The organism is Mycolicibacterium austroafricanum (assembly GCF_000612725.1).
Classification (GTDB): domain Bacteria; phylum Actinomycetota; class Actinomycetes; order Mycobacteriales; family Mycobacteriaceae; genus Mycobacterium; species Mycobacterium austroafricanum.
Genome location: NZ_HG964460.1, coordinates 108,903 through 134,145, shown reverse-complemented (window position 1 = coordinate 134,145; position 25,243 = coordinate 108,903). Strand labels below are relative to the sequence as shown.

39 protein-coding genes and 7 tRNA genes are annotated in these 25,243 nt (G+C 66.8%); 25 read left to right on the top strand and 21 right to left on the bottom strand.

All coding sequences use genetic code 11. From position 1 onward, the window contains the following. Nucleotides 1-5: 5 nt before the first annotated feature. The 8 genes from BN976_RS29440 to BN976_RS29410 all read left to right on the top strand — a co-directional run bounded on the left by BN976_RS29440 (nt 6) and on the right by BN976_RS29410 (nt 1,962). Nucleotides 6-82: transfer RNA gene (locus BN976_RS29440), tRNA-Met, on the top strand. Nucleotides 83-113: 31 nt separating this feature from the next. Then, a tRNA-Ile gene (locus tag BN976_RS29435) sits at nt 114-186 on the top strand. Nucleotides 187-217: 31 nt separating this feature from the next. After that, nucleotides 218-305 (top strand) — tRNA-Ser (locus tag BN976_RS33950). A gap of 134 nt (nt 306-439) precedes the next feature. Then, nucleotides 440-516 (top strand) — tRNA-His (locus BN976_RS29430). Nucleotides 517-555: 39 nt separating this feature from the next. Then, complete coding sequence (locus tag BN976_RS33035) at nt 556-864, top strand: hypothetical protein (protein ID WP_145978006.1); 309 nt, start codon at nt 556-558, stop codon at nt 862-864. After that, nucleotides 861-1,118 (top strand): hypothetical protein, encoded by a 258-nt coding sequence (locus BN976_RS29420; RefSeq protein ID WP_036376680.1) that lies wholly within the window; start codon nt 861-863, stop codon nt 1,116-1,118. The genes BN976_RS33035 and BN976_RS29420 overlap by 4 nt, the downstream gene beginning before the upstream one ends. 6 nt (nt 1,119-1,124) lie before the next feature. Continuing rightward, a complete protein-coding gene (locus BN976_RS29415) occupies nt 1,125-1,424 on the top strand; it encodes a hypothetical protein (protein WP_036376676.1) in 300 nt (99 codons plus the stop codon). A gap of 154 nt (nt 1,425-1,578) precedes the next feature. Next, complete coding sequence (locus BN976_RS29410; RefSeq protein ID WP_036376673.1) at nt 1,579-1,962, top strand: hypothetical protein; 384 nt, start codon at nt 1,579-1,581, stop codon at nt 1,960-1,962. Between the two features lie 196 nt (nt 1,963-2,158). On the opposite strand, the gene BN976_RS32240 is transcribed toward BN976_RS29410, so the two are convergent. From BN976_RS32240 to BN976_RS32235, 3 genes are all read right to left on the bottom strand, one after another. Beyond that, on the bottom strand, nt 2,159-3,949 hold the full coding sequence (locus BN976_RS32240; RefSeq protein ID WP_158498058.1) for an FtsK/SpoIIIE domain-containing protein: 1,791 nt from the start codon (nt 3,947-3,949) through the stop codon (nt 2,159-2,161). 478 nt (nt 3,950-4,427) lie between these two features. Beyond that, complete coding sequence (locus tag BN976_RS29400; protein ID WP_036376670.1) at nt 4,428-4,646, bottom strand: hypothetical protein; 219 nt, start codon at nt 4,644-4,646, stop codon at nt 4,428-4,430. A gap of 165 nt (nt 4,647-4,811) precedes the next feature. Further along, on the bottom strand, nt 4,812-5,105 hold the full coding sequence (locus BN976_RS32235) for a hypothetical protein (RefSeq protein ID WP_051558639.1): 294 nt from the start codon (nt 5,103-5,105) through the stop codon (nt 4,812-4,814). Between the two features lie 108 nt (nt 5,106-5,213). Between BN976_RS32235 and BN976_RS32230 the strand changes: the two genes are divergently transcribed. From BN976_RS32230 to BN976_RS29375, 5 genes are all read left to right on the top strand, one after another. Next, complete coding sequence (locus BN976_RS32230) at nt 5,214-5,564, top strand: hypothetical protein (protein ID WP_051558638.1); 351 nt, start codon at nt 5,214-5,216, stop codon at nt 5,562-5,564. 142 nt (nt 5,565-5,706) lie between these two features. Continuing rightward, nucleotides 5,707-5,907 carry a hypothetical protein gene (locus tag BN976_RS29390; RefSeq protein WP_036376666.1) on the top strand — a complete coding sequence of 67 codons (201 nt, stop codon included), beginning with the start codon at nt 5,707-5,709 and terminating at the stop codon, nt 5,905-5,907. 4 nt (nt 5,908-5,911) lie between these two features. Beyond that, nucleotides 5,912-6,199, top strand: coding sequence for a DUF4031 domain-containing protein (locus tag BN976_RS29385; protein ID WP_036376663.1), 288 nt, complete (start codon nt 5,912-5,914; stop codon nt 6,197-6,199). A gap of 73 nt (nt 6,200-6,272) precedes the next feature. Further along, the gene (locus BN976_RS29380; protein WP_036376660.1) at nt 6,273-6,467 is read left to right on the top strand and encodes a hypothetical protein; all 195 of its coding nucleotides are present in this window, start codon (nt 6,273-6,275) and stop codon (nt 6,465-6,467) included. Nucleotides 6,468-6,548: 81 nt separating this feature from the next. Beyond that, a tRNA-Cys gene (locus BN976_RS29375) sits at nt 6,549-6,622 on the top strand. A gap of 42 nt (nt 6,623-6,664) precedes the next feature. On the opposite strand, the gene BN976_RS29370 is transcribed toward BN976_RS29375, so the two are convergent. Further along, nucleotides 6,665-6,856 (bottom strand): hypothetical protein, encoded by a 192-nt coding sequence (locus BN976_RS29370; RefSeq protein ID WP_036376657.1) that lies wholly within the window; start codon nt 6,854-6,856, stop codon nt 6,665-6,667. A gap of 49 nt (nt 6,857-6,905) precedes the next feature. Here BN976_RS29370 and BN976_RS29365 point away from each other — a divergent pair. Both BN976_RS29365 and BN976_RS29360 read left to right on the top strand, forming a co-directional pair. Next, nucleotides 6,906-6,978, top strand: a tRNA-Thr gene (locus BN976_RS29365). 25 nt (nt 6,979-7,003) lie between these two features. Next, nucleotides 7,004-7,088: transfer RNA gene (locus tag BN976_RS29360), tRNA-Ser, on the top strand. 25 nt (nt 7,089-7,113) lie between these two features. On the opposite strand, the gene BN976_RS29355 is transcribed toward BN976_RS29360, so the two are convergent. From BN976_RS29355 to BN976_RS29345, 3 genes are all read right to left on the bottom strand, one after another. Further along, nucleotides 7,114-7,395 (bottom strand): hypothetical protein, encoded by a 282-nt coding sequence (locus BN976_RS29355; RefSeq protein ID WP_145978005.1) that lies wholly within the window; start codon nt 7,393-7,395, stop codon nt 7,114-7,116. A gap of 90 nt (nt 7,396-7,485) precedes the next feature. Next, nucleotides 7,486-8,478 (bottom strand): hypothetical protein, encoded by a 993-nt coding sequence (locus BN976_RS29350; RefSeq protein ID WP_051558637.1) that lies wholly within the window; start codon nt 8,476-8,478, stop codon nt 7,486-7,488. A gap of 2 nt (nt 8,479-8,480) precedes the next feature. Beyond that, nucleotides 8,481-9,617 carry a site-specific integrase gene (locus tag BN976_RS29345; RefSeq protein ID WP_036376652.1) on the bottom strand — a complete coding sequence of 379 codons (1,137 nt, stop codon included), beginning with the start codon at nt 9,615-9,617 and terminating at the stop codon, nt 8,481-8,483. A gap of 331 nt (nt 9,618-9,948) precedes the next feature. Between BN976_RS29345 and BN976_RS29340 the strand changes: the two genes are divergently transcribed. Further along, a complete protein-coding gene (locus BN976_RS29340) occupies nt 9,949-10,239 on the top strand; it encodes a helix-turn-helix transcriptional regulator (protein ID WP_036376649.1) in 291 nt (96 codons plus the stop codon). A 270-nt stretch (nt 10,240-10,509) separates the two neighbouring features. On the opposite strand, the gene BN976_RS29335 is transcribed toward BN976_RS29340, so the two are convergent. Further along, on the bottom strand, nt 10,510-11,271 hold the full coding sequence (locus BN976_RS29335; RefSeq protein WP_235622173.1) for a nucleotidyl transferase AbiEii/AbiGii toxin family protein: 762 nt from the start codon (nt 11,269-11,271) through the stop codon (nt 10,510-10,512). Beyond that, a complete protein-coding gene (locus BN976_RS29330; RefSeq protein ID WP_084182440.1) occupies nt 11,268-11,981 on the bottom strand; it encodes a helix-turn-helix domain-containing protein in 714 nt (237 codons plus the stop codon). Before BN976_RS29330 ends, BN976_RS29335 begins: the two co-directional genes overlap by 4 nt. Before the next feature lie 217 nt (nt 11,982-12,198). Here BN976_RS29330 and BN976_RS34135 point away from each other — a divergent pair, with 217 nt between their 5' ends. Both BN976_RS34135 and BN976_RS29320 read left to right on the top strand, forming a co-directional pair. Beyond that, entirely contained in the window at nt 12,199-13,152 is a 954-nt protein-coding gene (locus BN976_RS34135; RefSeq protein WP_199559031.1) for a hypothetical protein, read from the top strand. Continuing rightward, on the top strand, nt 13,149-13,877 hold the full coding sequence (locus BN976_RS29320; RefSeq protein ID WP_036376646.1) for a hypothetical protein: 729 nt from the start codon (nt 13,149-13,151) through the stop codon (nt 13,875-13,877). The genes BN976_RS34135 and BN976_RS29320 overlap by 4 nt, the downstream gene beginning before the upstream one ends. Before the next feature lie 83 nt (nt 13,878-13,960). Here the strand turns inward: BN976_RS29320 and BN976_RS34655 are convergent, their stop codons facing one another. Together BN976_RS34655 and BN976_RS29315 are read right to left on the bottom strand one after the other, a co-directional pair. Beyond that, nucleotides 13,961-14,095 (bottom strand): hypothetical protein, encoded by a 135-nt coding sequence (locus BN976_RS34655; protein WP_268748884.1) that lies wholly within the window; start codon nt 14,093-14,095, stop codon nt 13,961-13,963. 29 nt (nt 14,096-14,124) lie between these two features. Beyond that, nucleotides 14,125-14,559 (bottom strand): helix-turn-helix domain-containing protein, encoded by a 435-nt coding sequence (locus BN976_RS29315; protein WP_036376643.1) that lies wholly within the window; start codon nt 14,557-14,559, stop codon nt 14,125-14,127. Between the two features lie 172 nt (nt 14,560-14,731). On the opposite strand from BN976_RS29315, the gene BN976_RS29310 reads away from it, so the two are divergent. After that, nucleotides 14,732-15,079: a helix-turn-helix domain-containing protein gene (locus tag BN976_RS29310; RefSeq protein ID WP_036376639.1), complete on the top strand. Its 348-nt coding sequence runs from the start codon at nt 14,732-14,734 to the stop codon at nt 15,077-15,079. Between the two features lie 184 nt (nt 15,080-15,263). Here BN976_RS29310 and fic read toward each other — a convergent pair whose 3' ends face one another. From fic to BN976_RS29280, 7 genes are all read right to left on the bottom strand, one after another. Beyond that, a complete protein-coding gene (fic, locus tag BN976_RS29305) occupies nt 15,264-15,815 on the bottom strand; it encodes a protein adenylyltransferase Fic (RefSeq protein ID WP_036376635.1) in 552 nt (183 codons plus the stop codon). A gap of 87 nt (nt 15,816-15,902) precedes the next feature. Further along, nucleotides 15,903-16,052 carry a hypothetical protein gene (locus BN976_RS33945; protein ID WP_158498057.1) on the bottom strand — a complete coding sequence of 50 codons (150 nt, stop codon included), beginning with the start codon at nt 16,050-16,052 and terminating at the stop codon, nt 15,903-15,905. A 286-nt stretch (nt 16,053-16,338) separates the two neighbouring features. Further along, nucleotides 16,339-17,511 (bottom strand): Fic family protein, encoded by a 1,173-nt coding sequence (locus tag BN976_RS29300; RefSeq protein ID WP_036376632.1) that lies wholly within the window; start codon nt 17,509-17,511, stop codon nt 16,339-16,341. Between the two features lie 368 nt (nt 17,512-17,879). Further along, nucleotides 17,880-18,335 (bottom strand): hypothetical protein, encoded by a 456-nt coding sequence (locus BN976_RS29295; RefSeq protein WP_036376629.1) that lies wholly within the window; start codon nt 18,333-18,335, stop codon nt 17,880-17,882. 53 nt (nt 18,336-18,388) lie between these two features. Continuing rightward, complete coding sequence (locus tag BN976_RS29290) at nt 18,389-18,598, bottom strand: hypothetical protein (protein WP_036376626.1); 210 nt, start codon at nt 18,596-18,598, stop codon at nt 18,389-18,391. Nucleotides 18,599-18,660: 62 nt separating this feature from the next. Next, a complete protein-coding gene (locus BN976_RS29285) occupies nt 18,661-19,032 on the bottom strand; it encodes a hypothetical protein (protein WP_036376623.1) in 372 nt (123 codons plus the stop codon). Beyond that, nucleotides 19,032-19,265: a hypothetical protein gene (locus BN976_RS29280; RefSeq protein WP_036376620.1), complete on the bottom strand. Its 234-nt coding sequence runs from the start codon at nt 19,263-19,265 to the stop codon at nt 19,032-19,034. The genes BN976_RS29285 and BN976_RS29280 overlap by 1 nt, the downstream gene beginning before the upstream one ends. Nucleotides 19,266-19,375: 110 nt before the next feature. On the opposite strand from BN976_RS29280, the gene BN976_RS32225 reads away from it, so the two are divergent. The 6 genes from BN976_RS32225 to BN976_RS29250 all read left to right on the top strand — a co-directional run bounded on the left by BN976_RS32225 (nt 19,376) and on the right by BN976_RS29250 (nt 22,298). Then, nucleotides 19,376-20,182, top strand: a complete 807-nt coding sequence (locus BN976_RS32225; protein ID WP_199559030.1) for a DUF6884 domain-containing protein — start codon at nt 19,376-19,378, stop codon at nt 20,180-20,182. Nucleotides 20,183-20,344: 162 nt separating this feature from the next. After that, nucleotides 20,345-20,560 carry a hypothetical protein gene (locus BN976_RS29270; protein WP_036376616.1) on the top strand — a complete coding sequence of 72 codons (216 nt, stop codon included), beginning with the start codon at nt 20,345-20,347 and terminating at the stop codon, nt 20,558-20,560. A gap of 125 nt (nt 20,561-20,685) precedes the next feature. Continuing rightward, the gene (locus BN976_RS29265) at nt 20,686-20,961 is read left to right on the top strand and encodes a helix-turn-helix domain-containing protein (RefSeq protein WP_051558635.1); all 276 of its coding nucleotides are present in this window, start codon (nt 20,686-20,688) and stop codon (nt 20,959-20,961) included. Between the two features lie 62 nt (nt 20,962-21,023). Beyond that, nucleotides 21,024-21,311 (top strand): helix-turn-helix domain-containing protein, encoded by a 288-nt coding sequence (locus BN976_RS29260; RefSeq protein ID WP_036376613.1) that lies wholly within the window; start codon nt 21,024-21,026, stop codon nt 21,309-21,311. Nucleotides 21,312-21,361: 50 nt separating this feature from the next. Then, nucleotides 21,362-21,649, top strand: coding sequence for a hypothetical protein (locus BN976_RS29255; RefSeq protein WP_036376886.1), 288 nt, complete (start codon nt 21,362-21,364; stop codon nt 21,647-21,649). A 454-nt stretch (nt 21,650-22,103) separates the two neighbouring features. Continuing rightward, a complete protein-coding gene (locus BN976_RS29250; protein WP_036376610.1) occupies nt 22,104-22,298 on the top strand; it encodes a hypothetical protein in 195 nt (64 codons plus the stop codon). A 233-nt stretch (nt 22,299-22,531) separates the two neighbouring features. Here BN976_RS29250 and BN976_RS29245 read toward each other — a convergent pair whose 3' ends face one another. From BN976_RS29245 to BN976_RS32220, 3 genes are all read right to left on the bottom strand, one after another. After that, nucleotides 22,532-22,942 (bottom strand): hypothetical protein, encoded by a 411-nt coding sequence (locus BN976_RS29245; protein WP_145978004.1) that lies wholly within the window; start codon nt 22,940-22,942, stop codon nt 22,532-22,534. A 230-nt stretch (nt 22,943-23,172) separates the two neighbouring features. Continuing rightward, on the bottom strand, nt 23,173-24,447 hold the full coding sequence (locus BN976_RS29240) for a hypothetical protein (RefSeq protein WP_109489690.1): 1,275 nt from the start codon (nt 24,445-24,447) through the stop codon (nt 23,173-23,175). 89 nt (nt 24,448-24,536) lie between these two features. Further along, the gene (locus BN976_RS32220) at nt 24,537-25,232 is read right to left on the bottom strand and encodes an NUDIX hydrolase (protein ID WP_145978003.1); all 696 of its coding nucleotides are present in this window, start codon (nt 25,230-25,232) and stop codon (nt 24,537-24,539) included. Nucleotides 25,233-25,243 lie beyond the last annotated feature (11 nt).

Here is a 25,243-nt window from a genome sequence, read left to right as displayed (position 1 = left end):
AGCTTCGCGGAGTAGAGCAGTTTGGTAGCTCGCTGGGCCCATAACCCAGAGGTCGCAGGTTCGAATCCTGTCTCCGCAACCACTTTCGGCCACTCTGCAGAGGGTGTCCGCAACGCTCCGTAGCTCAGTTGGCAGAGCCCCGCGCTCATAACGCGGAAGTCGCGGGTTCGAGTCCCGCCGGAGCAACGAGGATCGGTCCGCGGGGGCCGGTCGCATTGGAGGGCCCACCCGACGGCTGGCGACGGGCGCTGTCTTGAAAACAGTTGGTGCATAGACATGTAGGGGTTCGATCCCCCTGCCCTCCGCGCATATCGCCACGGCTCACGGCCGTTGGCGGAACTGCTCAGCTGAGATGCTGGGTGCGGGTGGCTCCGCTCGCGCAGTCGCGGACAGGCGGCGCGCGTTCAGCGGCCCGGTCCTCTGTTCGGGGACCGTCATGGCGGCGATAGCTCAGACGGCAGAGCACCCGGTTGTGGTCCGGGAGGTCGGTGGGTTCGATTCCCCCTCGTCGCCCCAACCCAGCTGCCGCGCCGCGCAACGGAAATCGGACCGGTCGTGGCCACTATCGGTGTCATGCCAACAACCGTCATTTCGCTCAACGCGCTGCGCGACCACCAAGCGATCGAGCAGATCATCACGACTCTGGACCCGCGTTCCCCGCTGTGCGGGCAGCTCGAGACGATGGTGTCCCGGGGACGTGACTCCCTGCGAGAGGCGCAGTTGGTAGGCGTCGCCGAAGCCTGGGTGCTGCGTGTTCAGCCTGTGGGCGGGCATCCGGTGTATCACCGGTTCGACACCGCTGGCAATGCGCACCGGATCATCGCCGAGAATGCCGCTTCCACTTTGGCCGGCGGTGCCCTGTGAACGAGTGGAAGCTGCAGCACACATCGGGCACTCAGACCACCTATGCCCGTGAGTTGTCCGGTCTCGACCGCATCTACGCTTACGTCGACTACGACCAGTGGGACGACGAGGAGCAGCCGACGCACTACCGCTGGTCGGTGCAGGACGGCTCGTGCGGCAAGGTGCTCGACAGCGGTTTCACCGATGAGGGTGGACTGACCGCCGCGCAGGCCGATGCCGATGCCGCCGCCGCGAAACTGTTCCCGGGACGCTGAGTCACGATGCACCGGAACTACCAAGCCCTATTCGCGGAAGCGGGAGCCGAGGCATTGCTCGGCGGGGTCGAAGGGCTGCGGTCCGAGCTTGCGACCGCCTCTCGTCTCGGCGGAGAAGCCCGGGCTCACGGGGCCAAAGTCGATCTCGACGAGGGCCAACCGTTCGACATCTACACCCTGTACGTGCAGGTAACCAACCGGGAATACGACCGCGCCAGGCATCTCGATGAGCTGTACATCCGGTTGATCGCCCACGCCTACGAATTCGGCGCGGGAGTTCGCGAGGATCCCCTTCGGGACCTCTAGCACCGCGCGTTACGCTGTCTGGCTCGCCACCGCCGCGTGGCTTCGCGCACACGCATGGAAGGACACGGTCATGGGTCTCCCGTTGTAGGTGCGGCTGCCTCCCCTGCGGCCAGACAGAGGTCGCCGGTAGCCCGCCGAAAGGCGGACAGATCCGTTGTCCAAGACCGACAAGACCCGCCCCTGGCGGGTCCAGATCAACGATGCCCCGGGCATGCGCGCGGCGCACATGTGCACCGGCATCCGGCGGCTGCACGTCACCGCTGCGTGCGACCTTCCTACTGACCCGTGGACATACGCGGACACCGTGTGCCGCTGGGAACCGGCGCGTGAGCCTGTTCCGCACTGGAAAATGTTCTCTGACACCCGCTATCGGCAGACCGCTCGCCGCTCCTGGTTCTCAGCCGAGCGGGCGGCGCAGCGGACCATCCTGCGCGACCTCACGCGCCAGGCCAACAGCTGCGGCGAGATCAACGAGGACCGCGTCGACAACCGCCAGACCCACCGCTACTGCGAGTACACCGGCGGGTGGTGGGACTGATGGCGCGCACCGACAAGACGCCCAGCGGGGGCCTCAAAACGGTCGCTCCCGAGCACCGTGCAGGGCCGCTGGCGTACCGTCGGCGACCCCGGGGAACCCCCGACCTGCGTGCTCGACGCGATGTCGACTGGTGGTGGACGTGAGGCCGCTGCGGGTCGGCGCCGGCTTTCGTTCCGGGCACCGACCCGCACCGCTCTCACCCGGCGGTCGCTCCCACAGCACTCGCGATCTGTTCAGCAGCCATGACGACGTCCTCGCTGGTGAGCTGCAGCAGCTCCTCGTCTGTTAGCGCAGACAGATCTTCCACGCCGCCGATCCGCTGCCTCGCGATCCCCGCGGCGCGTTCAACGACGTTGCGGGCATAGCGAATATTGCCAAGCCGGTCGATATAGCGGAAGCCGTAGCCATCTTCGTTGCCCAGCTCCTCGACGATGCGCCGGAACGCTTCCTCAGTGGAGGGACTGAGAACGTGGCCGGCCGTCTCGGCGAACCTCACCAGGTGCTTCCACAGCTCAGCCTGCGAAGGCGAGGTGAACGTGACATGGCGGCTGAACAGGCCGGCCAGGCTCTGCTCGCGTGCCAGGAAACGCCGCATCTCCTCGGGGTATCCGCACAGGACCACCACCGGGTCGTTCCCGCCGTCTCGCATCCGCTGACTGAGCGTGTCCACCGCCTCGCGCCCGAACGGGTCGCCGCTGCCGCCGCGGTCCTGGACCAGTTCGTAAGCGCTGTCGACGAAGAGAACACCCCCGCGCGCACTGTCGAACACCCCGGATGTTCTCGACGAAGTCTCACCCTCGAATCTGCCAACGAGCGTGTTGCGGTACGCGAACACCACCTTCGAGGTTTCTGTGACCCCGGCGGCGTGCAAGGTGTCTGCCAGGATTTCGGCAGCATGGGTCTTCCCCGTGCCGGGAGCGCCAGTGAAGACGAAGTTGGGGCGCACCGGTGAGACACGCAACCCGCGACGGACGCGTTCCGCGGCTGCCGACGCATCGGTCAGGATGCCGTGCAGCTGCTCTTTGACCTCGTCCTGGCCGATCAGGGAGTCAATCTCGGCGCGGACGAAACCGATGCGTTCGCGTTGCGCGGCCTCGTCAGACAACGGGTACTGGTCCATCGCGCGGAAGTCACTGAGCGCGGACAGCCGTGAGGCAATCTGCGTGAGCATGCTGTTCGGCTGTCCGGTCCCGTCGGTCTCTGCATGTATGCGGTGTAGTGGTTCATCAAGCGGCAGCGTGATCCGAGTGCGCAGCTGTTCGGACAGTTCATCGCCCAGCCTCCTGTCAGACGGCTGGTCGCCGACCACCAGGTGCATCCCCAACGCCCGCCCGGTGCGCGCCAGGCGGCCGAGTGCTGACACCAGGCGCGGGTGGCTGCGCGCAGCTGCGTGCAACTCGTCGACCACGATGAACAAGTGCGGCAACCGCGGATACTCCGACCCCGCGCGCTGCATGGACCGTTCGGTGTAGCTGACAAAGTCCTCGCATTTTGAATGCGTGTAGATCAGCTGCGCCCGCCGATCCATCTCGGTCGCGATAAAGTCGATGAGGCGCTGGACACGTGGCGGGAAGTGCTCCAGGTGAGAAACCGCCGCAACCACGTGGGGCAGCTTGTCGAGCCCCTCGAATGTGCTGCCGCCCTTACCGTCGGCCAGGACGAAACTCACGGTGTCGGGCGCATAGGTGGCGGCAAGGCCCAAAACGAGAGAGCTCAGAAAATGTGACTTCCCGCTTCCGGTGCGCCCCTCAATCGCGACGTGCGGCCCGTTTCCGCCCCGACTCTCGTCGGTGAGATCGAGGTATTCCAGCGCGGCGTGCGTTGCGCCACTCTCGAAGCGTCCTTGGAGCACGGGGTGCGGACCACTTCCGCCCCGACTCTCGTCGGTGAGATCGAGGTGTTCCAGCGTGGCGTTCATTGCGCCGCTTTCGAGCCGATAGCAGTAGGGCACCCGCAGCGAAGCGGTTGCCGTGTTGCGTGCCCACACCTCGGCGAAATCGTGGGTGGCGATGTCTTCGATGCCCAGAGCTTCGAAGAGGTCTACTGCGCGGGTGCGCTGAAGTGACGGTTCCTGTGCTGGCCTGCCGCCGGAACCGTCCCTCGTCGGTGTGTGCGCAGTGACAGCACGCAACGCTGCCTGGTAGCTGACCCCGGGGTGCTGTTCCATGTACGCGCGAGCGTCGGCCTTGAGTCGGTGAGAAACCATGGTTGAAGAAACCTCTCCTGTGCAGTCCGCGGAGTGGGTCCGGCGCCGCGACCACCAGCCACACCGCGGTGAACAGGGCGGGTTCGCCATGTGCCCCTGCGGGGGCTGACCTCCACGTTGCGGTGCGGGGTCGCGGCCCGTCTCGCTTCGAGGATCCCGCCCCACGGCCGGGGCGATTGCCGCCGAAGCTACACCGAATCCGGCACCGCGCAATGCGCGACACGAATGCACGGCATCGGGGTGTGCATCGTTGATCAGCTCACTGTCCGCCCTGGCGGCGCATTCCGACTGCCTGATCCAGATAGATACTCGCTGTGCGTTTCTGGTCCGCGGTGGCGTCTGCCGACAGTGTCACGTCCGCGGCGAGGGTCGCGGCGTGATGTGCGTGCTGGCGGCGGTAGTGGGAATCATCGACGGCGGCCACTGCGGTGTGCAGCGAAGTCCGGGCCTCGGCCAGTTTCTCGGTGGCGCTCTGCATCTTCGGTGTGACTCCTACGCTGGGACCGGCCACCTGTTCGACCGCTGATTGCGCGCAGTGTGCGAGTTTCCGGCGCGTCACCGGCCCTGCGACACGGGAACCCGAATCCGGCCCTTCCGCGTGTTGCGCGTCCGGCACGGTTAATTCAGGTCATGGGGCGCATGCTCACCAATGCATGGACGACTGAGCGCGGTTGTCCCCCACCGGAGCGGAGACCTGCCGATGCCAGCCGAGAGCATCACCATCAGCCGTCGCGGCCAAACCGAAGATCTGCACGAGTCGTGTGGATCGCCGCGGTGCAGCGTAGCCATTCTGGAAGCCCTCGGCGTCAATGTCTCTGGTCGCCGTCCGGCTGACATTGACAGTGAGGATGTCGGCGGCGCTACGCGGATCTCGGTACTGCCGGCCGGTGAGACCGACTACGACGTGTGGTGTGCCGCCTGCGGTGAGTTCCTGCATCACGGGCTGTCTTGCGACTGCTCCAGCTCCGCGGACCGCGCGCCGGCCAGCGGCCCCTCCATCTCCCTGCGCGACGCCCCCAGCATCCGCGCACTCTGGAGCTAGCCAATGCAGCTCCTCCACGTCACCACCGCATCTGCAGCTGCGTCGATCCGGAGCCACGGTCTGCGCCCCTCGATCGGGCCCCGTTCCGCGCAACTGGGTGAAACAGTTCCCGCGATCTACTTCTTCACCAGCGAATCCGCGCTCATATCTGCGTGCGACAACTGGCTGTCCGAGGCGTTCGAAGACGTCGAGGAGTCCCTGGTGGTGCTCGTCGTCGATGTGTCCGCGCAGGTGGTACGCATCGACCCCACCGCCGCGTTCGAAGCTGTGGTCACGGTGCCAGTGGCGGCCGCGGCTGTCGTGCGGGCCTACGACATCGACACCGGCGCGGCCTTCCCCGCGTCGGCACCTTGAGACCGAGAGGACCACAGCCGTGGCCGGTGAATCGCAGTGCCGACTATGCGGGTGCTTCTACTTCTGTAACGGCAACCCGAACGACGAAACCTGCCGCGACCGCATCGACAATGCAGCCGCGATGAACCGGGGAGGTTGACAAGTGGACGTCGCGTTCAGGAAGAACGACCTTGTGCGAATTGGTAACAACCGCAAGGTGTACCGCGTGCAGGTGGCTCCGCGACCGGGCGGTGACGGCATGCATTACCTGGAAGCTGACGCCGATCACCCTGACGCTGCCAAGCGCCAGCCCGATGCGTTCCGCTGGTACCGCGCAGACGAACTGACACCGGTGGAGAGATAGGGCGATGCCGGTCTACGTCGACGACATGCAACGTCCTGCTCAGGTGGGGCGGCTCAACGCGGTGTGGTCGCACCTGCTGGCCGACACCGACGAGGAGCTGCACGCCTTCGCGGCGCAGCTCGGTCTGCGAAGAGTCTGGTTCCAGAAACCCGGCACACCGATCGCCCACTACGACGTGACCGAGTCGAAACGGCAACTCGCGCTTCGGCTGGGAGCGATACCGATCGGGTACATGAGCCGCGAGTCGATGGATCTGATTCGACGCCGCCGCACGGCACGGGGAACCCGCTAGGGATGTGCACATGGTCAGCCGAGACGACGGGCGATGATTGCGATGAGGGAAACGCCGTGAGTTGATGTCTCACGTGACGGAAGCGCAGGCCCGCGCTGCGCGCGAGATCGTGTACCGCTCGAGCAATGGGTTGCAGGCGTGGTGTCTGTGTCCGGATTGCACTGCACAACATGCGAGCAAGAACAAGTTCCGCACCGCCCACGATCGCTGGGCGATTGATGGGCAGGACTGGCGCATTCTCGAAGACGTGGCCCGGCGCGCGAACTGATCGCTCAGCTGCGCCGGCTCGGCGGCGTCTGCCGCTAGGCGTCGACATCGGCCCAGCGATCGTGAGCGGTACGGCGAACATGTCTCCGTGGCCGAATGGCAAGGCAGCGGTCTGCAAAGCCGCGCACACCGGTTCGATTCCGGTCGGAGACTCCAACCACACGTGCCGGCACCGCGGTGACTCCGCGGGACGTGCGTTCAAACCTCGACCGTGTCACCGACCTTCGCGTCGTCCGGAAAATCGCTCGACGGCACCAAGCTCACGGTCCCGGTCCTCAGCCCATCCGACAGAGCTTTGGCCGCTGCGTATTCGAGCTGGTGGCCGACCAGCAGGTGGGTGTCGTACGGAGCGTGTGACTGGACCACGGAGTACAACCTGTTCTGTGCCATGCGCGTAGACAAGCACCGGATCGCCGGCAGCTGCGTGCAAGGCGCGCATGCCCCCATAGCTCAGTAGGCCAGAGCGGTGCACTCGTAATGCGCGAGCGTCGGTTCAATTCCGACTGGGGGCTCGCATGGCTGCGGTGCAGCCAAATTGGAGACGTGGCAGAGTGGCGAATGCAGCGCCTTGCTAAGGCGTAGTCGGTGTAACCGGCCGCGGGTTCGAGTCCCGCCGTCTCCGCTGCGCATCACACACTATGTGTTCTCTACCTGGAGGATTCACGTCGGTTCCGCGCCTGCGGGTGACGCGACAGGTCGACCGGCGTGCCGGGGAACGCGCCGAGCGACACGTAGCTGCCCACGCCGAATAGCCGGGTCTCGGACTCCTCCTGGTTCTGCCTATCCTGCGCGTCATCGTCAGGGCGCGGTGTGTAGACAGTGACCTGGATCGCCTCCCCTACGCGCATCACGTCGAGGATGCGCTGGGCATCGTCAGTGGACAGTCCCTCCACTAATTCGGTGGCCGGCAACTCGTAGAAGACAGACATCGGCGAATCCTCCTGCGTGTGCTGGGAACACGGTGCACCCGGCTGTCTGGAGGGGATCACAGCGCCGTGGCCGAACCGCCACCGGGCGCGTCACCGCTGTGTGCCCGGGTCTGGGTCGTCGAGCAGCCGCAGCAGGTCATCGAGTAGGCGGCCAGCGCGGTCCTCAACATCGTCGAGCACATCGGTGACTCCGGCCAGATCCGTGGCCGCGCGGCGGCGTGCGGCCAGGCCGCGGCCGAAGGTTTCCGGGTCCAGTGTCATGACGGTCTCCGGTACCGGCGCAGGCGCTGCTCGGGGCGCGGGACGTCTCGCGCGGTGCGCTTCGGGTGCCGGAAGCGGCGAATGTGGAAGCGCCGTGCCTTCCAGGTGCGGGGCGAGGATTGCCGAGACCGCGGCGGGTGTGAGCGCGGTCGGCGCTAGGCCGCAGTCGCCCCAGCGGTCGATCGGCGTGAACAGCGGCAGATGCACAGGCGCCGCAGCGGCGTTGCGCACCTGCTGTCCCCGAAGATGAGCCGCGACAATGCGCGGGCTCGGGAACTGGTGCTGGAGACCACGGATCTCCCGCCATTCCTCCCACACACTGACCGGGGACGCGTCGATTGCGGGCGTTGTGGCGGTGTACGCCGTCCCGTCAGGGCAGGTCACCGACACGGTGTCACCGCGCTGGTCGCTGTCGATGTCGCCCAGGCGCAGCGACGCGATCCGGGTGTAGGGCACCGCAGCGGCGGCCAGCGTCAGCAGCATTGCGTCTCGGCGGGCGAACAGCGCTGTTGGCCAGCCGCGTCTGGGGAGCCTGGCCAGCGCAGCTGCTGCGGCATCGGCCTGAGCAGCGACGGTGCCGCGCCGGCGACTGTCGATGAGTTCGCGCACCGTCTCGACGTGCCCGGGCGGTCGGTGTCCGCGACGCCGGTGCACCGCGTTGACGACACCGACACGGCGGCGCTGGGTGGCCACCGTGGCGGGATTCTCGGCCAGGAACCGCGCCAGCGTCAGCGGCGCGGCCGGCAACGGCTGCTGCTCATGCGCCGCGCACCAGTCGGCGAACAAGCCCCACACCGCCTGCTCCCGACGGTTGGCAGCCACGGTCAGAGCCCGAGTTCGGTGACCGCGTTGCCGACCAGGGGTGCCTTCTCTCGGGCGTAGCGCGCCACCATCGCCGGGGTCTGGTGGGCCGTCTGGCGCATGATCGCCACGGTGTCGGCGCCGTTGCGGATGGCCTGGGTGACGAATCCGGCTCTCAGGCTGTGCGCGCCGAGTCTGGCGACCTCGTCGGCGGAGAACCCGGCTCGCTCGGCACGCCGGCGCACCGCGGAGTGCACTGCGGCTCCGGAGAGCGCGTCGGTCGAGAGGTTGCCGTTCTGTGCGATGGAGCGAAACACCGCCCGGCCCCCAGTGATCGCTGGTCGCGCCCGCCGGCACAGATGGTCCTCGAAGCCGCTGTCGACACCACTAACCGCAGCGATGAGTGCGGCGCGACCGCCGCGGTCGAACGCGGAGACAGCCAGGGCCCAGCGGGTGTAGGCGCACGGCGGACAACGGCGGGGGTCCTCAGTGCGCGGAAGTGCATGTACGCGGCCCTCGCCACCCTGGTCTGTCTTGGATCGGCGCACGTGAATATGCATGCCGTCGAGCGGGTGCAGTGCCAGGTCAGCACCGGTCAGTGCGACCAGCTCGCTGCGGCGGAACGCTCCGGCGAATCCCATCAGCAACAGCGCCGTGTCACGCCTTTCACGGACCCCACTGGCCCACCCGGTCACCTGGGCGCGGGCCGTCTCGACCAGAGCCATGATGTCCTCGGTCAGCAGCGGGTCGCGCGGCGATCGGGGGCGGTCACCGGCGATCGCGTATTCGCGGCGCAGACCGGCAGCGGTTGCGCGCACCAGGGCGTGCTGCGTGGGGTCGCTGTCGCAGCTCGCGCGGCGATGTCGGTCGCTGATCGCCGCAACCCACTTGGCCAGCGTCGCGGCGGCATAGGAACGGCGGCCGTCGCTGTCGACGGTCTCGGCTGCTTCGACGAGGTAGGCCGCGACGACATCTGGACGTGCCGGTAGCGGACGGTGCTGGTGGGTGGCACACCAGCGTTCGAATCGGGCCCAGGCGCTGTCGTAAGCGCGCCGGGTGCCCGGCGATTGGGCAGCCGCAGCCGCGCGCAGGATCGCCTCCTGTGTGCGGCGGTCCAAGGCGGTGTCCGGACCGTCCGCTGGGACGGCGAGTGACGGCATGGTGGCAGCCTATCGCCGTCCAGGTGCTTTCGATGCCGCTGGCGTTTGCACGTGCATGAACGCGTGCATTAGCTGAGCTGGGACTGTCACGTCTTTTGGCTTCCGGAGCCGTGCGTGCTCACTGGTGTCATGTGCCTTGCGGGGGCTATGCCATCTGCCCAGTTCAGCGATCCGTCCGGTGGCTTTTCCATGCGGTTCCGGTCAACGATTCGGGTGTCGGCTACAGGTGTTTTGCCTGGTGGGCTCGACTAGTTCCGACCGGGGACAGGGCGATGAAAATTCCTAGTGCGCGGCAGCCTGAATGGCCCGTTTGCGGCCTTAATGTCGGCACATGGAGAACACGAGAGTCGATGAAGCCGCGGCCTATTTCGCAGACCGCCTACGGACGCTGATGGGCGGCCACCTCGCGGTGCAGCCCCGTACCGGCCAGCAGCGGCGTGTGACGCCGCTGAGCGTCCACAGGATGTTGCAAGTCGAGCACCCTGACCTCAAGCTTTCGCAGACGCAGTGGTACCGATACTGCAACGGGGTCGCGTCGCCGCGCCTCAACGAAGTGTGTGCGGTGGCCGACATTTTCGGTGTCACCCCGAGTTACTTCGTCTGGGGTACACCTCCGCGCTGAGAAAACGCGCTCACCAGGCACTTCAATGGACCTGCTGCGGGAATAACATTTCTCAGGGGTTAGCGCCGATAAATCGAGGGTGACTGTGCACTCCGGTGGAGGATGGCCGAATCCGGTGGCCGCGCGGGCGCCTCGGACGTGACGCCTTGGCCGTCGATCCCCGCCGGTCACATGCTGCGCCGCAGGTCAGCGTACCTGTCACGTCCTCGACTGCGCACGCCGGAAACCGCTCAAAGAGATCAGCCAGACCGTGTGCCGGCCGATAACGTCTCAGCCGCCCACCAGCACCCGCAGCGCAGCGCGCCCGCGACGTGCGCTGGTCCCGGTGGCGAGCCAGGACCGGTGGTTCTCGTCGTGGAGCACCTGCCATAGCGCCAAGATCCGCCTCCGGTCGCTGCCGATCATGCGGGCGCGGTCACCGGCCGGATCGGTTGCCGCGCAGGCCAGCACGGCCGCGTCATCGAGGTGGCGGCCACGGTCGCGCGTGTCCTCGATGTAGGCCGCACCCTTGAGCACCAGTGCGCCGAGGACATCAGGGACGCTGAGTATCACTGTGGTCTCTGCGGTGTCCACTTCGCAGTTCACCGTCTTGCGCAGCGCCGAGGTGCCACCGGGGACGGCGAACACCGCGCGGCCCAACGCTTTCGGGTGCCATTTCGGAGGGAGCCGGTCGGCCACCATGACATCGACGGTCTCCGCGCCGTCCGGCCCACGAACAAACCGGTGCACCGGACCTTCGCCCATCGGTTCGTGCAGCGCGTACCCGAGCCTTTCCAGCTGGTCACGGACGCCGCTGAACGTGGCGGCGCCGGTCTCGATGTGCAGGATCATGTCCACATCCCGCGTCGGCCTGGTGAGCGCCAGTCCCGCGTGCGCGGCGTGCAGCTGCACCATCAGTCCCCCGACCAGCGTCCACTGCGTGTGCGGGATGGCCTGCACGATCTCGACGAGCTGCGGCCACGGCGGCGGCCACCCGCCCGGCGGTGCGTTGACCTTCCACACCGTTGTCTGCGGATCCGGCCGCGCGCTCACCGGGCCTCGTCGAATCGACCGACGGCGCGGCCATCACCGGTCCGGAACGCGTCGAGCAGATCATTGAGCACCCGCTGCCCGGCAGCGGCTTCCCGGGTGTCCAGCGACTCGGAAAGGTCCACCGCGACGGCGGCGATGAGCGGGCGGTCCACCTCGTAGCCGGCATCGTCGGGAACGACGCGCACGGTGATGTCACCTTCGACGTCGTCGAACAGCCCCAGGTCGGTGACCATGTCATCGAAGTGGCGCGCCGCGGCGTAGCCGTCCACTCCCCGCTCAGCCGGGGACAGATCGAACAGCGCGGACAGCTTCGGGTCGCGCAGCGCGCTCACACCGGTCAGGATCAGGCCGGCGTCTTGCCCCCAGCCATGCATCTGGTGCACCCGTGCACGCCCGCGGGCCAGCCACGCCACCTCGGTCGCGCGCGCACCGCGTAGGCGGTGGCGTAGGCGAGACAGCGCCGCCGAGTCCATCCACGGGGCGTGCTGACCGGACAACAGCGCGAGTGCGGCCCATGCCGTGGCCGCGGTCCACGGCCGTCCGTTGTGGCGCGTGCGCCCGGCCAGCTGATGCACCGACGCGGCGTCAAGCAGCAGCGTGCGCCCCACCACCCGGGTGGTGGCCAGGACGCCGTTGCTCGCCAGCCGACGCACCTGCCGCTGGGACACCTGCAGATGCTCAGCAGCATCTGCAGCGGTCATCTCCGCCATGCACATATAGTCCCTTATCGGACCTATTGGCGCAATAATTACATTTCAAAACACTTTCCAGGCCGCATCGGTGATCCGTTGTGGCGTCGGATCGCCTGTTCTTGGTGAAAGTCCAGCCCTGATCGATATCACGCATCTCGTCGCCTGGATACAATCCAAGTCGATGTAGATCGAATTCGCTTGTTTGACTGTGTCAGATCCGCCTAGTATAAGCCGTATGTTCGAACGCTCGCTTCCCTCGCGCCTCGCCGAAGTGGGCGTGCGCGTCCTGGAGGGCGACGCCCACCGTCTCGTGTACCGCGCCGCCGGGGATCCCATTGCCGTCGACGTCATGCGTGTCGGGCGTCTGACCGGCTCTGCCGGGGTGCTGTCCAAGCGGCGGTCCCGGCCCGGACAGCGCCTGCTCGTCGTCTGCGACGGAATCGCCGACCGCGCCCGCGAGGCTCTGCTGGAACATGGCGACATCGACCTGTTCGACACCGTGACGGGCGAACTCGTGCTGGAGGGGCATGGCTACGGAGCCCCCGCCCGGCCACCGAGCCGATCGAGCGCGGCCCACGACCGCACCCGCAGCGCCGCGCTGAGGGTATGCGTGCTGGCACGCGATCACCTGCGTCAGCGCGACATCGCCTCAGCTGTGGGTGTCTCGCAGCAGGCGGTATCGCAGATGGCGGCCAAACAGCGTCTGCCGTCGACGCCCATGACCGTCGAGGACCGTCGCGCGTCGCTGGCACAGCTGTCGGGACACCCGACGGGCGACTCGCACGCCGAGACGTACTGGTACGGACTGGCCCCCGTCGTCGAGCAGGTCCGCCGCGTGCTTACAACGGCCGCCGAGTTGGAGGTCGACGCGCGCGCCGGCGGCGAAGTCGCCGCGGACTGGCTCAATCCGTGGCGGGTGCCCACGCAGGGCCTGGTCTACGCGCGGGAGCTGATCGACCTCTCGGTGGCGCAACTGGTTCCGGCCACGCACGCCGAGGCGACGCTGGTGCTGCGCGTGCCCGAGGACTCGACTGTGTGGGCCACAGCCCGGTGGTGGTCGGATTCCACCGTCGATCCGGCGCCCCCCACCGTCGACCCGGTGGTCGTGTTGCAGGACATGGTTTCCCGGCCCGGAGGCGACGATGGTGCACCAGACCGTCTCCGCGAGTGGATTGCGAACCGAACATGACTTCCGTTTCCGTGAACCTTGCCTGCACCAGCGCCAGCGAAGACCACGCGATGCTGGCGTTGCGTGACTTGGCCGAGGCTGCGGGCCGTTCCAACTACCGGATCATCGGCGGGCAGATGGTGTATCTGCTCCGGCACATCTATCACCACCCCGGAACCCCGCGCATGTCCGCCGACACCGACACCGGGATCGACACGCCGGTAGCAGCCGGCGGCGACTTCCACGCCGAACTGACACGGCTGGGATACCTGCCGGAGTGCGGGAACCGTTACGTGCGCGGCGATTTGGCGATCGACCTGCTCGTGCCCGCGACCGGCCGGGAAAGGACCAAGACGATCGCCGGTCGTGCGTTCGATGCGGCTCCGGGACTGCTGTTCGCCCTGGCGGTGGAGCCGATCAGCGTGTCAGTGACTGCCCGGCTCGCCGACACGTCGTCGGTGTCCTTCGAGGTTCCGATCCCTGATGTGGAGCCCGCGTTCGTCCTCAAGGCGCTGGCCCGCACCGTGCGAATCTCGGACAACGACGTCAAGGACGTCGGCACGCTGCTGGAGATCGTCGACACCCGCCCGGCCTATATCGCGACGCCGTGGCGGATGGGCGACCCGGATGTCGTCCGCAGCGGGCAGCGCGGCGACGCCGCCCGGGCGGCGGCTCGGATGTCGGCGGAATCGGGGATCCCGGCACGGACGCGCGCACTGCTGGCCCACCACGTCGCGCGTCCGTGACGTATCGCCTCGCACCTGGTCACACGCTGTTCACCGCGACGCTGGCCTTCGAGAGCTGAGCGAGCGGCGGAACGCTCGAGTGATCAGAAGCGCGACGTCATGTCCTCGGTCCAGAAGACCGCGAACATGTTGCTGCGAAGGCTCAGCTGGCTGACCCGGTCGAGCAGCGTCCGCGAATAAGCGACATTCGCGTCGATCAGGACGCGGGACACAGGCATGCCGGGAACCGCAACGGAATGCCCGCCTGTCAGGTGCCCAAGCCCGCCTCGTCGTCTAGTTCCCGAAGCTGCGCCAGAGCGTCCAGTCGCTGTGCGCGCCGGTGCTCACGGAACGCATGCACGTCCTTGGCAAGCAACCGGTGATGGCTGCCGACCTTGTGCGATGCGATCTCGCCAGCGGCGATCAGCTTCATCAGCGTGGTCCGCGAAACCCCCAGCTGCGCCGCAGCTTCGGTGGTGCTCAGCTGTTCGGGGATCACTCCGACGGTGACCGTGCCGCCCGCCGAAAGCGTGGAGATGATCTGTTCGAGCAGTGCGGCAAGTTCGCGTGGCAGCTTGATCGGGCGGCCGGCCTCGGGCACGACCGCGAGCGCGTCGCGATGCTCGATCCACTGCTGAGCTTCCCTAGCCTGATCGACTGCGCGCTGCTCGACCAGGATCGAGCGCGCCAACGTGGCAGTCATGTCATCACCCCAACCCGTCTACATCCGAGGATATGGGGTGTCAGTTATAAGTGCAACCTTGCGCATCGGCCACACCGCGGCATTTTGATCTCGCGGCTGCTGCACACGTTGTTCTGCTGGCTATAAAATGTCATTAAATGACTACTAGTGACGCTTTAAGGTAGGCAGACCAGTGAAGAAGGCGGTAGCACCGACCCGTGCGGGAGCGGACGCCCTCGCCGTACTCGGTGCACAGATCCGCCTGGCGCGCCACGACAAGAACTGGACGGCCGCCGAACTGGGCATGCGAGTCGGTGTCGGTCCGCGCACTATCACCGCCATCGAGAGAGGCGCACCCGGCGTGGCCATCGGCACCGTGTTCAGCGCGGCGACGGTGCTAGGTGTGCCGCTGTTCGGCGCCAACGACGCCGAGCTGGCCAGACTGCGCCGACGCGGCGAGGAACGCATCGCGCTGATGCCCTCCCGGGAGTACCACCCGCGCACAGTGTTGGACGCCGACGACGCCGCGCTCGACTTCTGAAACCCGGCGCCGACTGTCGGTGGATCGCTCCCCACGCAGGCGGCTACCGCCCCGTGGGGTGATGTTCAGCCGCGCGCCCCGGCAGACGTGAGCAGGTTCCGTCAGCCCACCGAGATGCGCGAGCAGAGTCGTCCATGGAAACCGCCGCCGCTCAAAAGTGACCGCGGGTCGTGTTGGCGCGAACTCAGCCCTTGTAGTTGTCGGGTTCCTCGTAGTAGTACGACTGCTCGACGCCCAACATGTAGACCTCGCGGTCATCCACCCTGTCGGTGAGAGCGCCGCGCAGCAGTTCGCGCAGCTCGGTGGTTTTCACGTGACTGCGCTTCATCGCCTCCAGGTACTCGTGCTTGTCGACCGCCGCCCAGTCGACGCACTTTCCCAGGTTTTTCTTCAAGATCAGGTCGAGCCAGATCCGCGTACTGCGCCCGTTACCCTCCATGAACGGGTGTGCGACATTCATTTCGGCGTACTTCTCGATGATCTTCTCGAATGTGGATTCGGGCATCTTCTCGATCTGCCGCAACGCGTCGTGTAGATAGATCGAGCTGGCGAACCGAAACCCGTCTTTACTGATGTCGCGTGAACGGATCTGGCCGGCGAAGTCGTAGAGCCCGCCAAACAGGTAGCTGTGGATCTGCTGCAGCCCGCGCGTGGTGCCGACTTCGAACGCCGCCAGCTCGGCGGTTCCGAACAGTGACAGTGCGCGAGCCTTGCTGGCCTCATCGATGTCGCGCATCGTTGAACTATAGGAGCTTGGCGCGCCCGCTTGCGCCGATGATCTTCCGGTTGAGTTCGACCAGATCGTCGAAACTCCGAGCTAGTGTCACCTCTCAGCAAGTAGCACGAGAGTGTCAGCCTCGACGCTGACCTGCTCGAACGCAACGTCAAGGAACGTGCGGCCGTTCGAGTCGCGCTCACCCGTGACCGCCGCGTCATTGACGGGGCGGTCGAACTCATTGAAGAGAGTGGCCACACGCTGAACGTACTCGATCAGCGTGTCGAGGGCGGTGGTTCAACCGCGGCGGCACCTGCAACGCCCGGCTCAACAATCAGGCCGGTACGCTGCGCCGACCGGTCCCGCAGGGTGGCATCAGGCGAGCGCGCCCGACCCGAGACCTCTGACACCAGCCGGGCGTAGTTGTCTCTGGCCGCCGGGGACCATTCCCCGTGTATCGCCTCGCCGACGGCGGAGGCACAGTCGAGACGGGCGATGTCGCGACAAACGGCCGGTTTGCACTTCCGGCGCGGGCATCACAGGATCACCCGCGCCGTCCGGCCCGCTCGGCGAAATCGTCCAGCGCCGCGAGGATTTCAGGTGCACGCCAGGCGCGGTTGCGCGCCCGGTCGGTGAACTCGACGGCGATGCCTGCCTCGGCGAGCGGACCGAGATAGCGGCGGGGATGGTCGGTGGAGATGCCCAACTCATCGCGCAGCAGCACACCGTTGACCACTGGCCGGCGAGTCAACAGGTCGGCGACCCGCCACACAGCAGAGTCCGACCGCGCGGTGATCCGATCGTTCCAACTCGCCCGGATCTCGCGCAGCGCGGCGATCAGCTGGCGGCCGTTGACAACTGCGCGCTCGCTGGCGTGGGCGAACGCCTCGATGATCGGCGCGAGATCGCCTTCGCGGTAGGCGGTGAGGGCGGCGAAGTAGCCGTCGGTGTCCGACAGCAACCCAGCGGACACGGGGACCGTCACCTGCCGGCTCAGGCCCTTGTTGCGCAGCATCGACTGCACCAGAGCCCGCCCGGTGCGGCCGTTGCCGTCGGTGAACGGGTGGATGGTCTCGAATTGCGCGTGCGCCACCGCGATCTGCGTGAGCAGCGCAACGTCGTCGCGGGCGGAGAAAGCGATCAAGTCGTCGATCGCGGCGGGGACGCGCTCGTGGCGGGGCGGGACGAACATCGCGCCCAGCGGGCTGTTCCCGCCTCCGATCCACACCGGCTCGGTACGCCACTGCCCCGGAGTGTGACGCGGCTGGCCGACCATCAGCGCGGCGTGCATGGCCAAGATGGCGTCGGCGTCAACACAATCGGACAGTTCGACAGCGGCGGTCATCGCCGCGGTGTTGGCGACTATCTGCTCGGCATTGGCCTTGCCCTTACCGCCTGGCAGCTCGGCCTCCGCGATCGAGCGTGCGGACGCGGTGAGGTTTTCGATACGGGAACTGGCCGCGGACTCGCTGCGCAGGAGCACAGCCGAGAACGGGGCGATCTCGGCGCCGATTTCGGCGTCGAATCGGGTGATGGCGAGGCTGGCGTCCTCGGCTGCGGTGTACACATCCGGTGGCAGCGCCACCTGCAGGTCGGCGATAGTCGGGGGGATCGCCACCTGGTACGGCCCGCCCCGGCGAGATGACCGGGAGTAGCTGCCGCCGTGACTGGGCGTCCAGTGCAGGGTCTCGTAGCTAAGCGCAGGAAGTGTCGCCATGCCTCCATGATAGCGACACTTACTCGTATACGTGTCGTTATGCTCCAACGATGGCGACACATCCGTCGGACAAAGAGGTGTCGTCACCTCTCAGCGGTGGCGACACTTACCCGCATATCTGTCGCCACAGCCGAGAAAGCAGCGCTACCCCGTCGTGTAGGCCCCCGGTACTACCGCCGAGCCCGTTCAGCAACCGGGTCAGAAACTCGTTCACGACATGCGATCCCACGGTGCACGCGACAGCCACCGCCGACCGCAGCGACACTCCAGCACGACGCCGCGCCGACGCGAGACAGTGCCGGCGCTCATCTCCGACCAGGCTGCCCCGTGCTTGAGCACCACCTCATGCCACAGCCGTCGCAACGTGATCACGATGCGCCGCCGAGCAGTCGAAGGGCCCAATCGACAGGGCTCTCCCCCGCCAGCTGCGTCTGCGCACAGTTCTCACGAAGCCAGCTGACCAATCGGCCGAATTCGCGGGCATCGGCGGCATCTGCCTCCGCCTGTGCGAGGTGTGGATTGTCGATCGTGCCAGCTTGTCGCCGGCGCACCTGAATCTCAAGGTCGGCGTCATCACCGAACGCCGCCACCATCCGACCCACCGTGGAAGCCACGGTGTTGTAGTCCTCAAAGCTGTCAGTGAACTCGCCGCCGTCGGTGACGCTCGCGGCGTAGCAGAAGATGTGCCGGGGCGCGTCAGGAGCTTTGCCCGGCTGCGGCTCCGAGTACATGAAATGCGTTCGGACGCTGATGGCCGCGGGCGCGGTCCGGCCACGGACGTGGCGGTGCTCCGGAACGGGTCGGTACTTCTGGTCGATTGCCATCAGCGGTCTCCTCTTGGAAGCGCATCCCAGGTCGTCGGGCGCAGGCGGGAAGCTCAAGCGAACAGGCTCCACACCCAGAATCCCGCGGCGATCAGTGCCGGCCACAGGATCGCAGCGGCGGCCATCGCGCACAGAACGCCCCGTGCTGCACTGGCGCCGGGATTGTTGGCACGCCACCACTCGTCGCGAAGCCAGTCGTCACTGATCGGGTCGCCGCCCTCGACGTAGACCGGCTGCTCGGCATCGTGGCGCTCGATCTCCACCGGTGCCCACCTCCCTGCTGCACCCGGACCACCCGGACCACCCGGACCACCCGGGCGGGCGCTCATACTGCGGCTCCGAGGCGGAACTGGCGCAGCTCGGCGCGTGCCTGGTCCAGCCCGTCGAACGGCGCACCGCGGCGGTGGGGAGCGTGCGCCCAGGGACGAGCGGCGCAGTACGCCGCGATGGCGTCGATGTCCCATCCCGTTCTCGGCTGCCGGTACGCCTGGGCGCGGTGCTCGACGGAGTGCCGGTGCAGACGCACCGGTGAGCCGTCGGCGCCGCTGCGGTAGGACTTGATACGCCCGTCACGGGTGACGGAAACGACCACGCCGACGGTGACGCTGACCCGTTGCGCGTTCGGGACACCGACGGTGTGTGTCGTCTGGGTGCGCACGAACACCACCGCGTCGCCACGCTGAAACTCCGGGGCCATCAGGCGCCCAACCTGGGACGGCGCCAGAACGCGGGCGCGGGGTTGGCAGCCGGGCGCCAGGTTCTGTCAGTGATCGTCCGGATCTCTTCGACGGCTTCGTGGCGCACCTCGTCGGCGCCCGCGGTGGTGACACACCTGGCGCTGTGGTGCTGAGCGATCCACAGGTTGTCGAGAACCTGCCGAATCGCCTCCAACCGCTGCGCGTCGCACAGACGCTGGTCGTCCCTGGTCACGATTGTCGCGTGCGCCTTAGCTACTGTCTCCTCCTACATGTATTCTCTATTTTAGAGAATAGCACGCATCGCTCGACGATCACGCTCGACGAAATAAACAGGGGGACAACATGACGCAGACGACCAACGCCGTCGACGCAGCCGAGAACCCTGACACCCGCCCTGCTCCGCTGCTGATATTCCGCCCGGTCCCCCACCCCTGCGGCACCCTGACAATCCACACCGCAACCACCGACACCCACACCATCGAGCTGTATCGCGTCAACGATGCGGAAGGGGCGCGCACCCATGGCGCGTGGTTCATGCGAATCCGTGTCGCCGGCGGTGTCTTGGCCGCGCATTCGCGGCATACCACGATGGCAGCCGGGCGCCAGTTCGCCGCAGCTGTGCTCGCCGCGGTCAACGGCCCGGCCCACGTCGACTTGCTCGCCGCTCACGATCTTGTCGCGGCCGGAGTTGCCGAACACGCTGAACCAGCTGGCATGCCCGACGCGGAGCCGATCGTGGTCCTCGCATGTGGCGCGGCCAAGTTGGAACGCCGCGCGCCAGCAGCCGAGCTGTACACGTCACCGCATTTCGCGCTGATGCTTCGCGCAGCGCGCCGGGTCGCGGGCGAACAGGCGGGGCGGGTGTTGATCCTGTCCGCGCTTCACGGCCTGGTCGAGTGCGAACGTGAGTTGGAGCCTTACGACGTGAAGATGGGCGACCCCCGCTCAGTTGCGCCTGCCACGATCGCCGAACAATTGGCCGGTATCGCTCCGCGGTCGATCACCGCGCTGCTGCCGCGCGCATATGCAGCCGCGCTCGATGAAGCGGCGGGTATCGCAGGTGCTCCAGCACCCACGGACCTGCTCGCCGATGCGCCCGGTATCGGCTATCAGCGCCGGGTGGCCTCGCGCCTGCTCGCAACTGGGTGATGCGGGCTACTCACCGCGGCGCGCACCCGCAACTGCAGACCCCGCGCAGTGCCCGCGCCGTAGCCGTTACTTAACCGATCAACGTGCCAGCCTCCGGCCTCCCGGAGGCGACAACGGTGCCCCCGGGGAGATCTATCCGCACCCACGAAAGGGCACTGCGCCATGTTCATCTGCGAGTTCCAGCGAATCAGCAACCGTGAGTATTTCGGCAAGGCGGAGTTTCCGGACCGCCCTGCCGCCGAGAAGTACGCGATCGCGGAGCTGACCAAGCTCGGGGAGGATCCCGAGAACATTCGAGCCGCGGTGGCGGTGGCCGGCTACGGATGCGCGGACACCAGCGCTTTCGGCTACGGCGTCCGCATCTTCGAGTCCGACTAGCGGCCAGGCGTTGGGGGCGTGTCACCAGGTCAGACGACCAGTGTCACGTCCTCATCGCCGTTGTCCGCGAATCGCGCGCCCATCGCGCTAGTCTCTGTATTGGAGAATCCCTGGAAAGGACCGACATGCCCGTGCACCCGCAGCGCACATTCACCCTGGCAGACACTGCTGTCGGCGCTGTTGTACGCGCCGAACGTCTGCGTGTCGGGCAAAAGCTCCACGATCTAGCCGACGCCGCCGGGATCGACTGGCGGGTGCTGTCCCGCATTGAACGCGGCGACCGCCCGTGCCGTGTGACCGAGCTGGTCGCGCTGGCACACGCAAGCGGCTCGAAACCGGAGAAGTTGCTGGAAACGGTGATCAATCGTCGCACCGAGCTGCACGCTGTGTCACGTCCCTGACATGGCACGCGCGGCTGGACGCTAACCTCTCTGCGCTGGAACTTCACCCGAAAGGACTGAGCATGCCTGTGCACCCGCAGCGCAAGTTTGAACTGTCCGATGAATCTGTCGGCGAGGCGCTGCGCGCTGCGCGGCACGGCGCGGGATACGAGCTACGCGACCTTGCGGAGGCGGCCGGTATCGACTGGCGGGTGCTGTCTCGGATCGAGCGGGGTGAGCGCCCCTGTCGGGTGACTGAGATGGTGGCGCTTTCCGCGGCGACGTACATCGATCCAGAGACCGTGCTGCAAGCCGCGCTCGGCGACAAGGCCGCGATGCGCAAGCTGAACAACTACCCCGCCAGCAGCTGAGCGCGCTTCGGCAACGCATGTGCGACCACGAAACGCCGGCACTCGCGCCGGTGGGATCGCTGAATGTTCCCGTGCTCGCCGGTTCGCGCGCCCGCGCCCGCCAAATCCTCGCGGCGGTAGACGGCGACCTGGCCGGCTGGACCGTGCACCTTCGGTGCGATTACGTCGTCGCCGCGACGGCATCGTTCGCCGATGAGATCGTGCGGACGATACTCGTCGACCGCTGCGCCGCGGCGCTGAGCGTCACCTCGTCGGCGTCCGCAGAGCTGGTCGACCATCTGCGTGCACGCGCCGCTGCATACGGAGTCGCCGACAGGCTCCAGCTGGATCGGCTCTGACCCGTTCCTAGCTCGGCGGCCCGGCAACGATCCATGCGCTGTCTCTTGAGCTGAGCGCTGAGGCCGCCTGCGAGCGTCATGCTGAGCCGCAGATTGATCTGCATTCTGATCACCCCGCTGAGCACGGGTGTGATCGGCCGCCTTATTGCACGTTTGAGCGTCGCTGTGATCGCGCCGTTGAGCATGTGATTGAGCACTGCTTTGAGCGCATGATTGAGTGCGCCGCTGACACCGCTGATCGGCCATCAGTGCCGGAATCTCCGGCGTGATGTGCGCACATGCCGTCCACAGTGCACGATCGCCGCGCCGATCGCCACCGTGCTCCGGCGGGTGCCCGACCGGCGCCGGTCGGCCGCCCACCTGCCCACGTGCGCGCCCCGGGCCCCGGCGACGGTCAGAAGCTGCCACAGTCGCGCGCTGCAAGCCCTGAACATCTGCTACTGGAGGAGCACGCGTGGACCGCTATATCTACAAGGGCATCAACTACACCCCCGGCCGACTCGTCGAGGAGCTGATCCGGACCGGAGTTGCCTCCCCTGGCGCGCGCGGGATGGACATCGAGGACGCCCTGAACCAGATCGCCGACGCCAACGGAATCGACCGCACCACCGTCTCCCCCGACGAGTTCCCGCGGCCCTGCGCGGTCTGATGGCCGGCATCGAGATCACTGACCCGTTCTCACCCGGGGACTACAGCGGGAACTACGACTGCACGGCGCCAGATCCGCTGTGCGGCAGCCGCCGCCGGGTTTATGTCGATGGGGTCTGGTATCGAGAGGGTCGCCACGGGATGCAGTACGCCGCACACCGGGGATGCCTGCAGCTATAGCGCGGTCGACCACAGCATGCTGCGCCCGCGCCAGCCCAGGTTGCAACGCCTGCGCTACCCTCCGGCCTTCTGTGCCGGTGGCACAAGTGGGTTGGTCTCGGGCGCATCGAAACACCCGAAGCGGGGCGGCCAGTGCGCCGTCTCGTACGCCTTAACAGATCTGACCCCCAGTTCGGTGAGGACAGCCTGAAACCTCCGCAGCGCGGAGGCTGCACTGCTCCAGTCAGTAACCCACCGGTTGCCACCTGCGATGTAGGCCTCAAGCACCGCGTACCGTCCGAAGTGGATACACCGCAGATCACGATCCCTTTCCCAGTTCAGGGTGCTTTCGGCCAATGTGACGGTCTCCTCGATGGCGTCGGCGTACTGGTAGCCGACCGTGAGCAATTCAGAGCTGATTCCAGTGTGGCTGTCATGAAACCGCACACCTGTGAAGTCGAAAACTACGATCTTGTTGTCAGCCATTTCGTGGCAGCACCTTTCGCTAATGATGATCGCCTGCATACAACGCGACACCCGCGCAAACTAGTAAGCGAGCCGCGGCACGCCGACCAGTAGCAGCGCGAGACCCTGCCTGGCTCGCAGCAGCGCCGCACGGCGGGCATCCGTGGGTTCCACTGCGGCCCGCCTGCCAGGCTCAGCGTTCAGTGCCTCAATCTGCTGTCTGCTGAGCCTGCGCGGCTGACCTGTCGCACTCACGCCGCTGCCGTTTCCGGGTGCAGCACCGTGAACTTCGACGGGCGCGCGATCACCGTCTGATCGATGCCGTTGAATTCACCATGCTCTTTGACGGTGGCAGCAGCGATGGTGAACCAGTCACCGACCTCGACATCGAGACTCTTGCTCGCACCCCACACGAGTGTGTGGCCGGTGTCGGTGATGGCGACCAAGAAAGTGGTGGTGCCGTACATGCCCTCGTTGTAGACCACGGTCTTGGCGCGGGCGGTGATGTTCTTGATGCGTTCGCCAACCTCGCCGATAAACCCTGACGCCAGGACCGTCGCGGCGCGCTCCACCTCGAGCTGCTTGGCCCGTGCATAGACCTTGACCAGGGAGGCCAGGATGCCGATGTTGCGCCCGGTGACGGTCTCGGCGCCGAGGATCACCCGCAGGTTGCGGCCGTAGTCGCTGTCGACATCGGTCGCGTCCACGCTGGATTTGATGGCATCCATCAGCGTGGTGTCCGCAGCGTAGACCGCTGATTCTGCTGCCTTGGCAACGTAGTAGGCACGGTCGGCTTCTTTAAGTCGGTGGATGGATCCGAACAGGCTCATCCGGACCTGTCCGCCGGTGGACACGCCCCACCCGGACGCAGCCTGGTAGGAGCGCCCCTGATCGGAGTGCGCGTACGCGTAAGCCAGTACCGCGTTCACCGATGCGCCGAGCGGACGCCGCGCCGGACCACCGCGATCGAGCGCGATCTCGGCCAACGTGTCGTCGTAGGTCAACGCCCACAGACCTTTCGGGGACACCCCTGTGTACATCTCGATGCAGGTGTGGCCGAGCTGGATGATGGCGCCGGTGCGCTCGTCGCGGACGAGGTAGAGCCGTGTCCGATTGCGCGCGACACCGCAGTGCTCGCACGCATTGTCACCGCGCGGGACGAAGCCGTCGAGTTCCTGACCAGGGGCCGAATGCACGGTGATACCGGCCTCTTCGGGCACCAGTGCTGCCACAAAGGTGAAGTGCCCGTGCGCCAGGCTCAGTGGCCCGCTCATTTCGGCACGCACCCAAGGCTCGGTGACGAACACCGTCTCGGCTGTCGTGGCGGGGATCTCCGCTCCGGAGGTGAGTCCGTACCGCTTCTCGAAGTCGGTGTAGGTCACTTCGAAGCGTGCGTCGAGTCCGGCGCGCTCCAGCTTGCGGTTTGCCTGCTCGATCTTGGACTTGAACACCTCGACGCGTTCGGCCCGGATCTCCCAGGCGTGTGCCGTGACGTCGGGCTCGGCGGTCAGGTCTGCGTTGTGCATGTCTACCCCTCGCGATCAGTTCTCTATTTTAGAGAATAGACCGAAGGTGAGACAGCCGCAACGCACACGCCGTGCAGATGGCCGCTGAATCAGCCCGCCACTGAGATCAGCACCGCCTCGGGCCGCGTCACCGCAGCGACAGTCCCACCCACCGCGAGCACTGCGGACCGCGACCGGCGCCGGCGCACCGCCTCGGCGGTGGGCACAGTAGCGGGATCGCCACCGGCGAGGCGGTGCAGCAGCGTCAACGTCGCGGTCAGCGATCCGACGGTGACACCGTGCTCCACCTCCGTCGAGACCAGCGCCCCGGCCACCGCTGCGTCGACGAACACAGTGTCCAGCGCCCGTGACGCCGCAGCTGCCAGCATCGCGTTGTGTCCGAACGGCATCCGCTTCGGCAATCGGTCACCAGTACGTACCAGCACGACAGGACTGCCTGTTTCCGGCACACGGACACGGGTCAGGCACACCAGCGACACCGTGTGTCCGCGCTCGTCGCGTTTGGGATCAGACACCACGCTGATCGGGAACGGCACCGCGCCCGGCACCACCTCGGCATGGGCCCGCTCAGCTGCGATCCATGCCGCGGTCTCGGCAACCGTCTGTCCTTTGGCAGGGTCCATCACCGCTCCGGGCAGCGTCAGCTTCCCTGCGTGCGGGGCCCTCTCCCTGCGGTAGAGCACCAGCGCCGGATCGTGAGGATCAGCGGTGATGGCCACCAAGTCGACCGAGAGCCAGGTGCGCCTCTCGGCTGGGGGCGGCGGCGGCGGCTCGGGGTCTGGCACGAACCAACCAT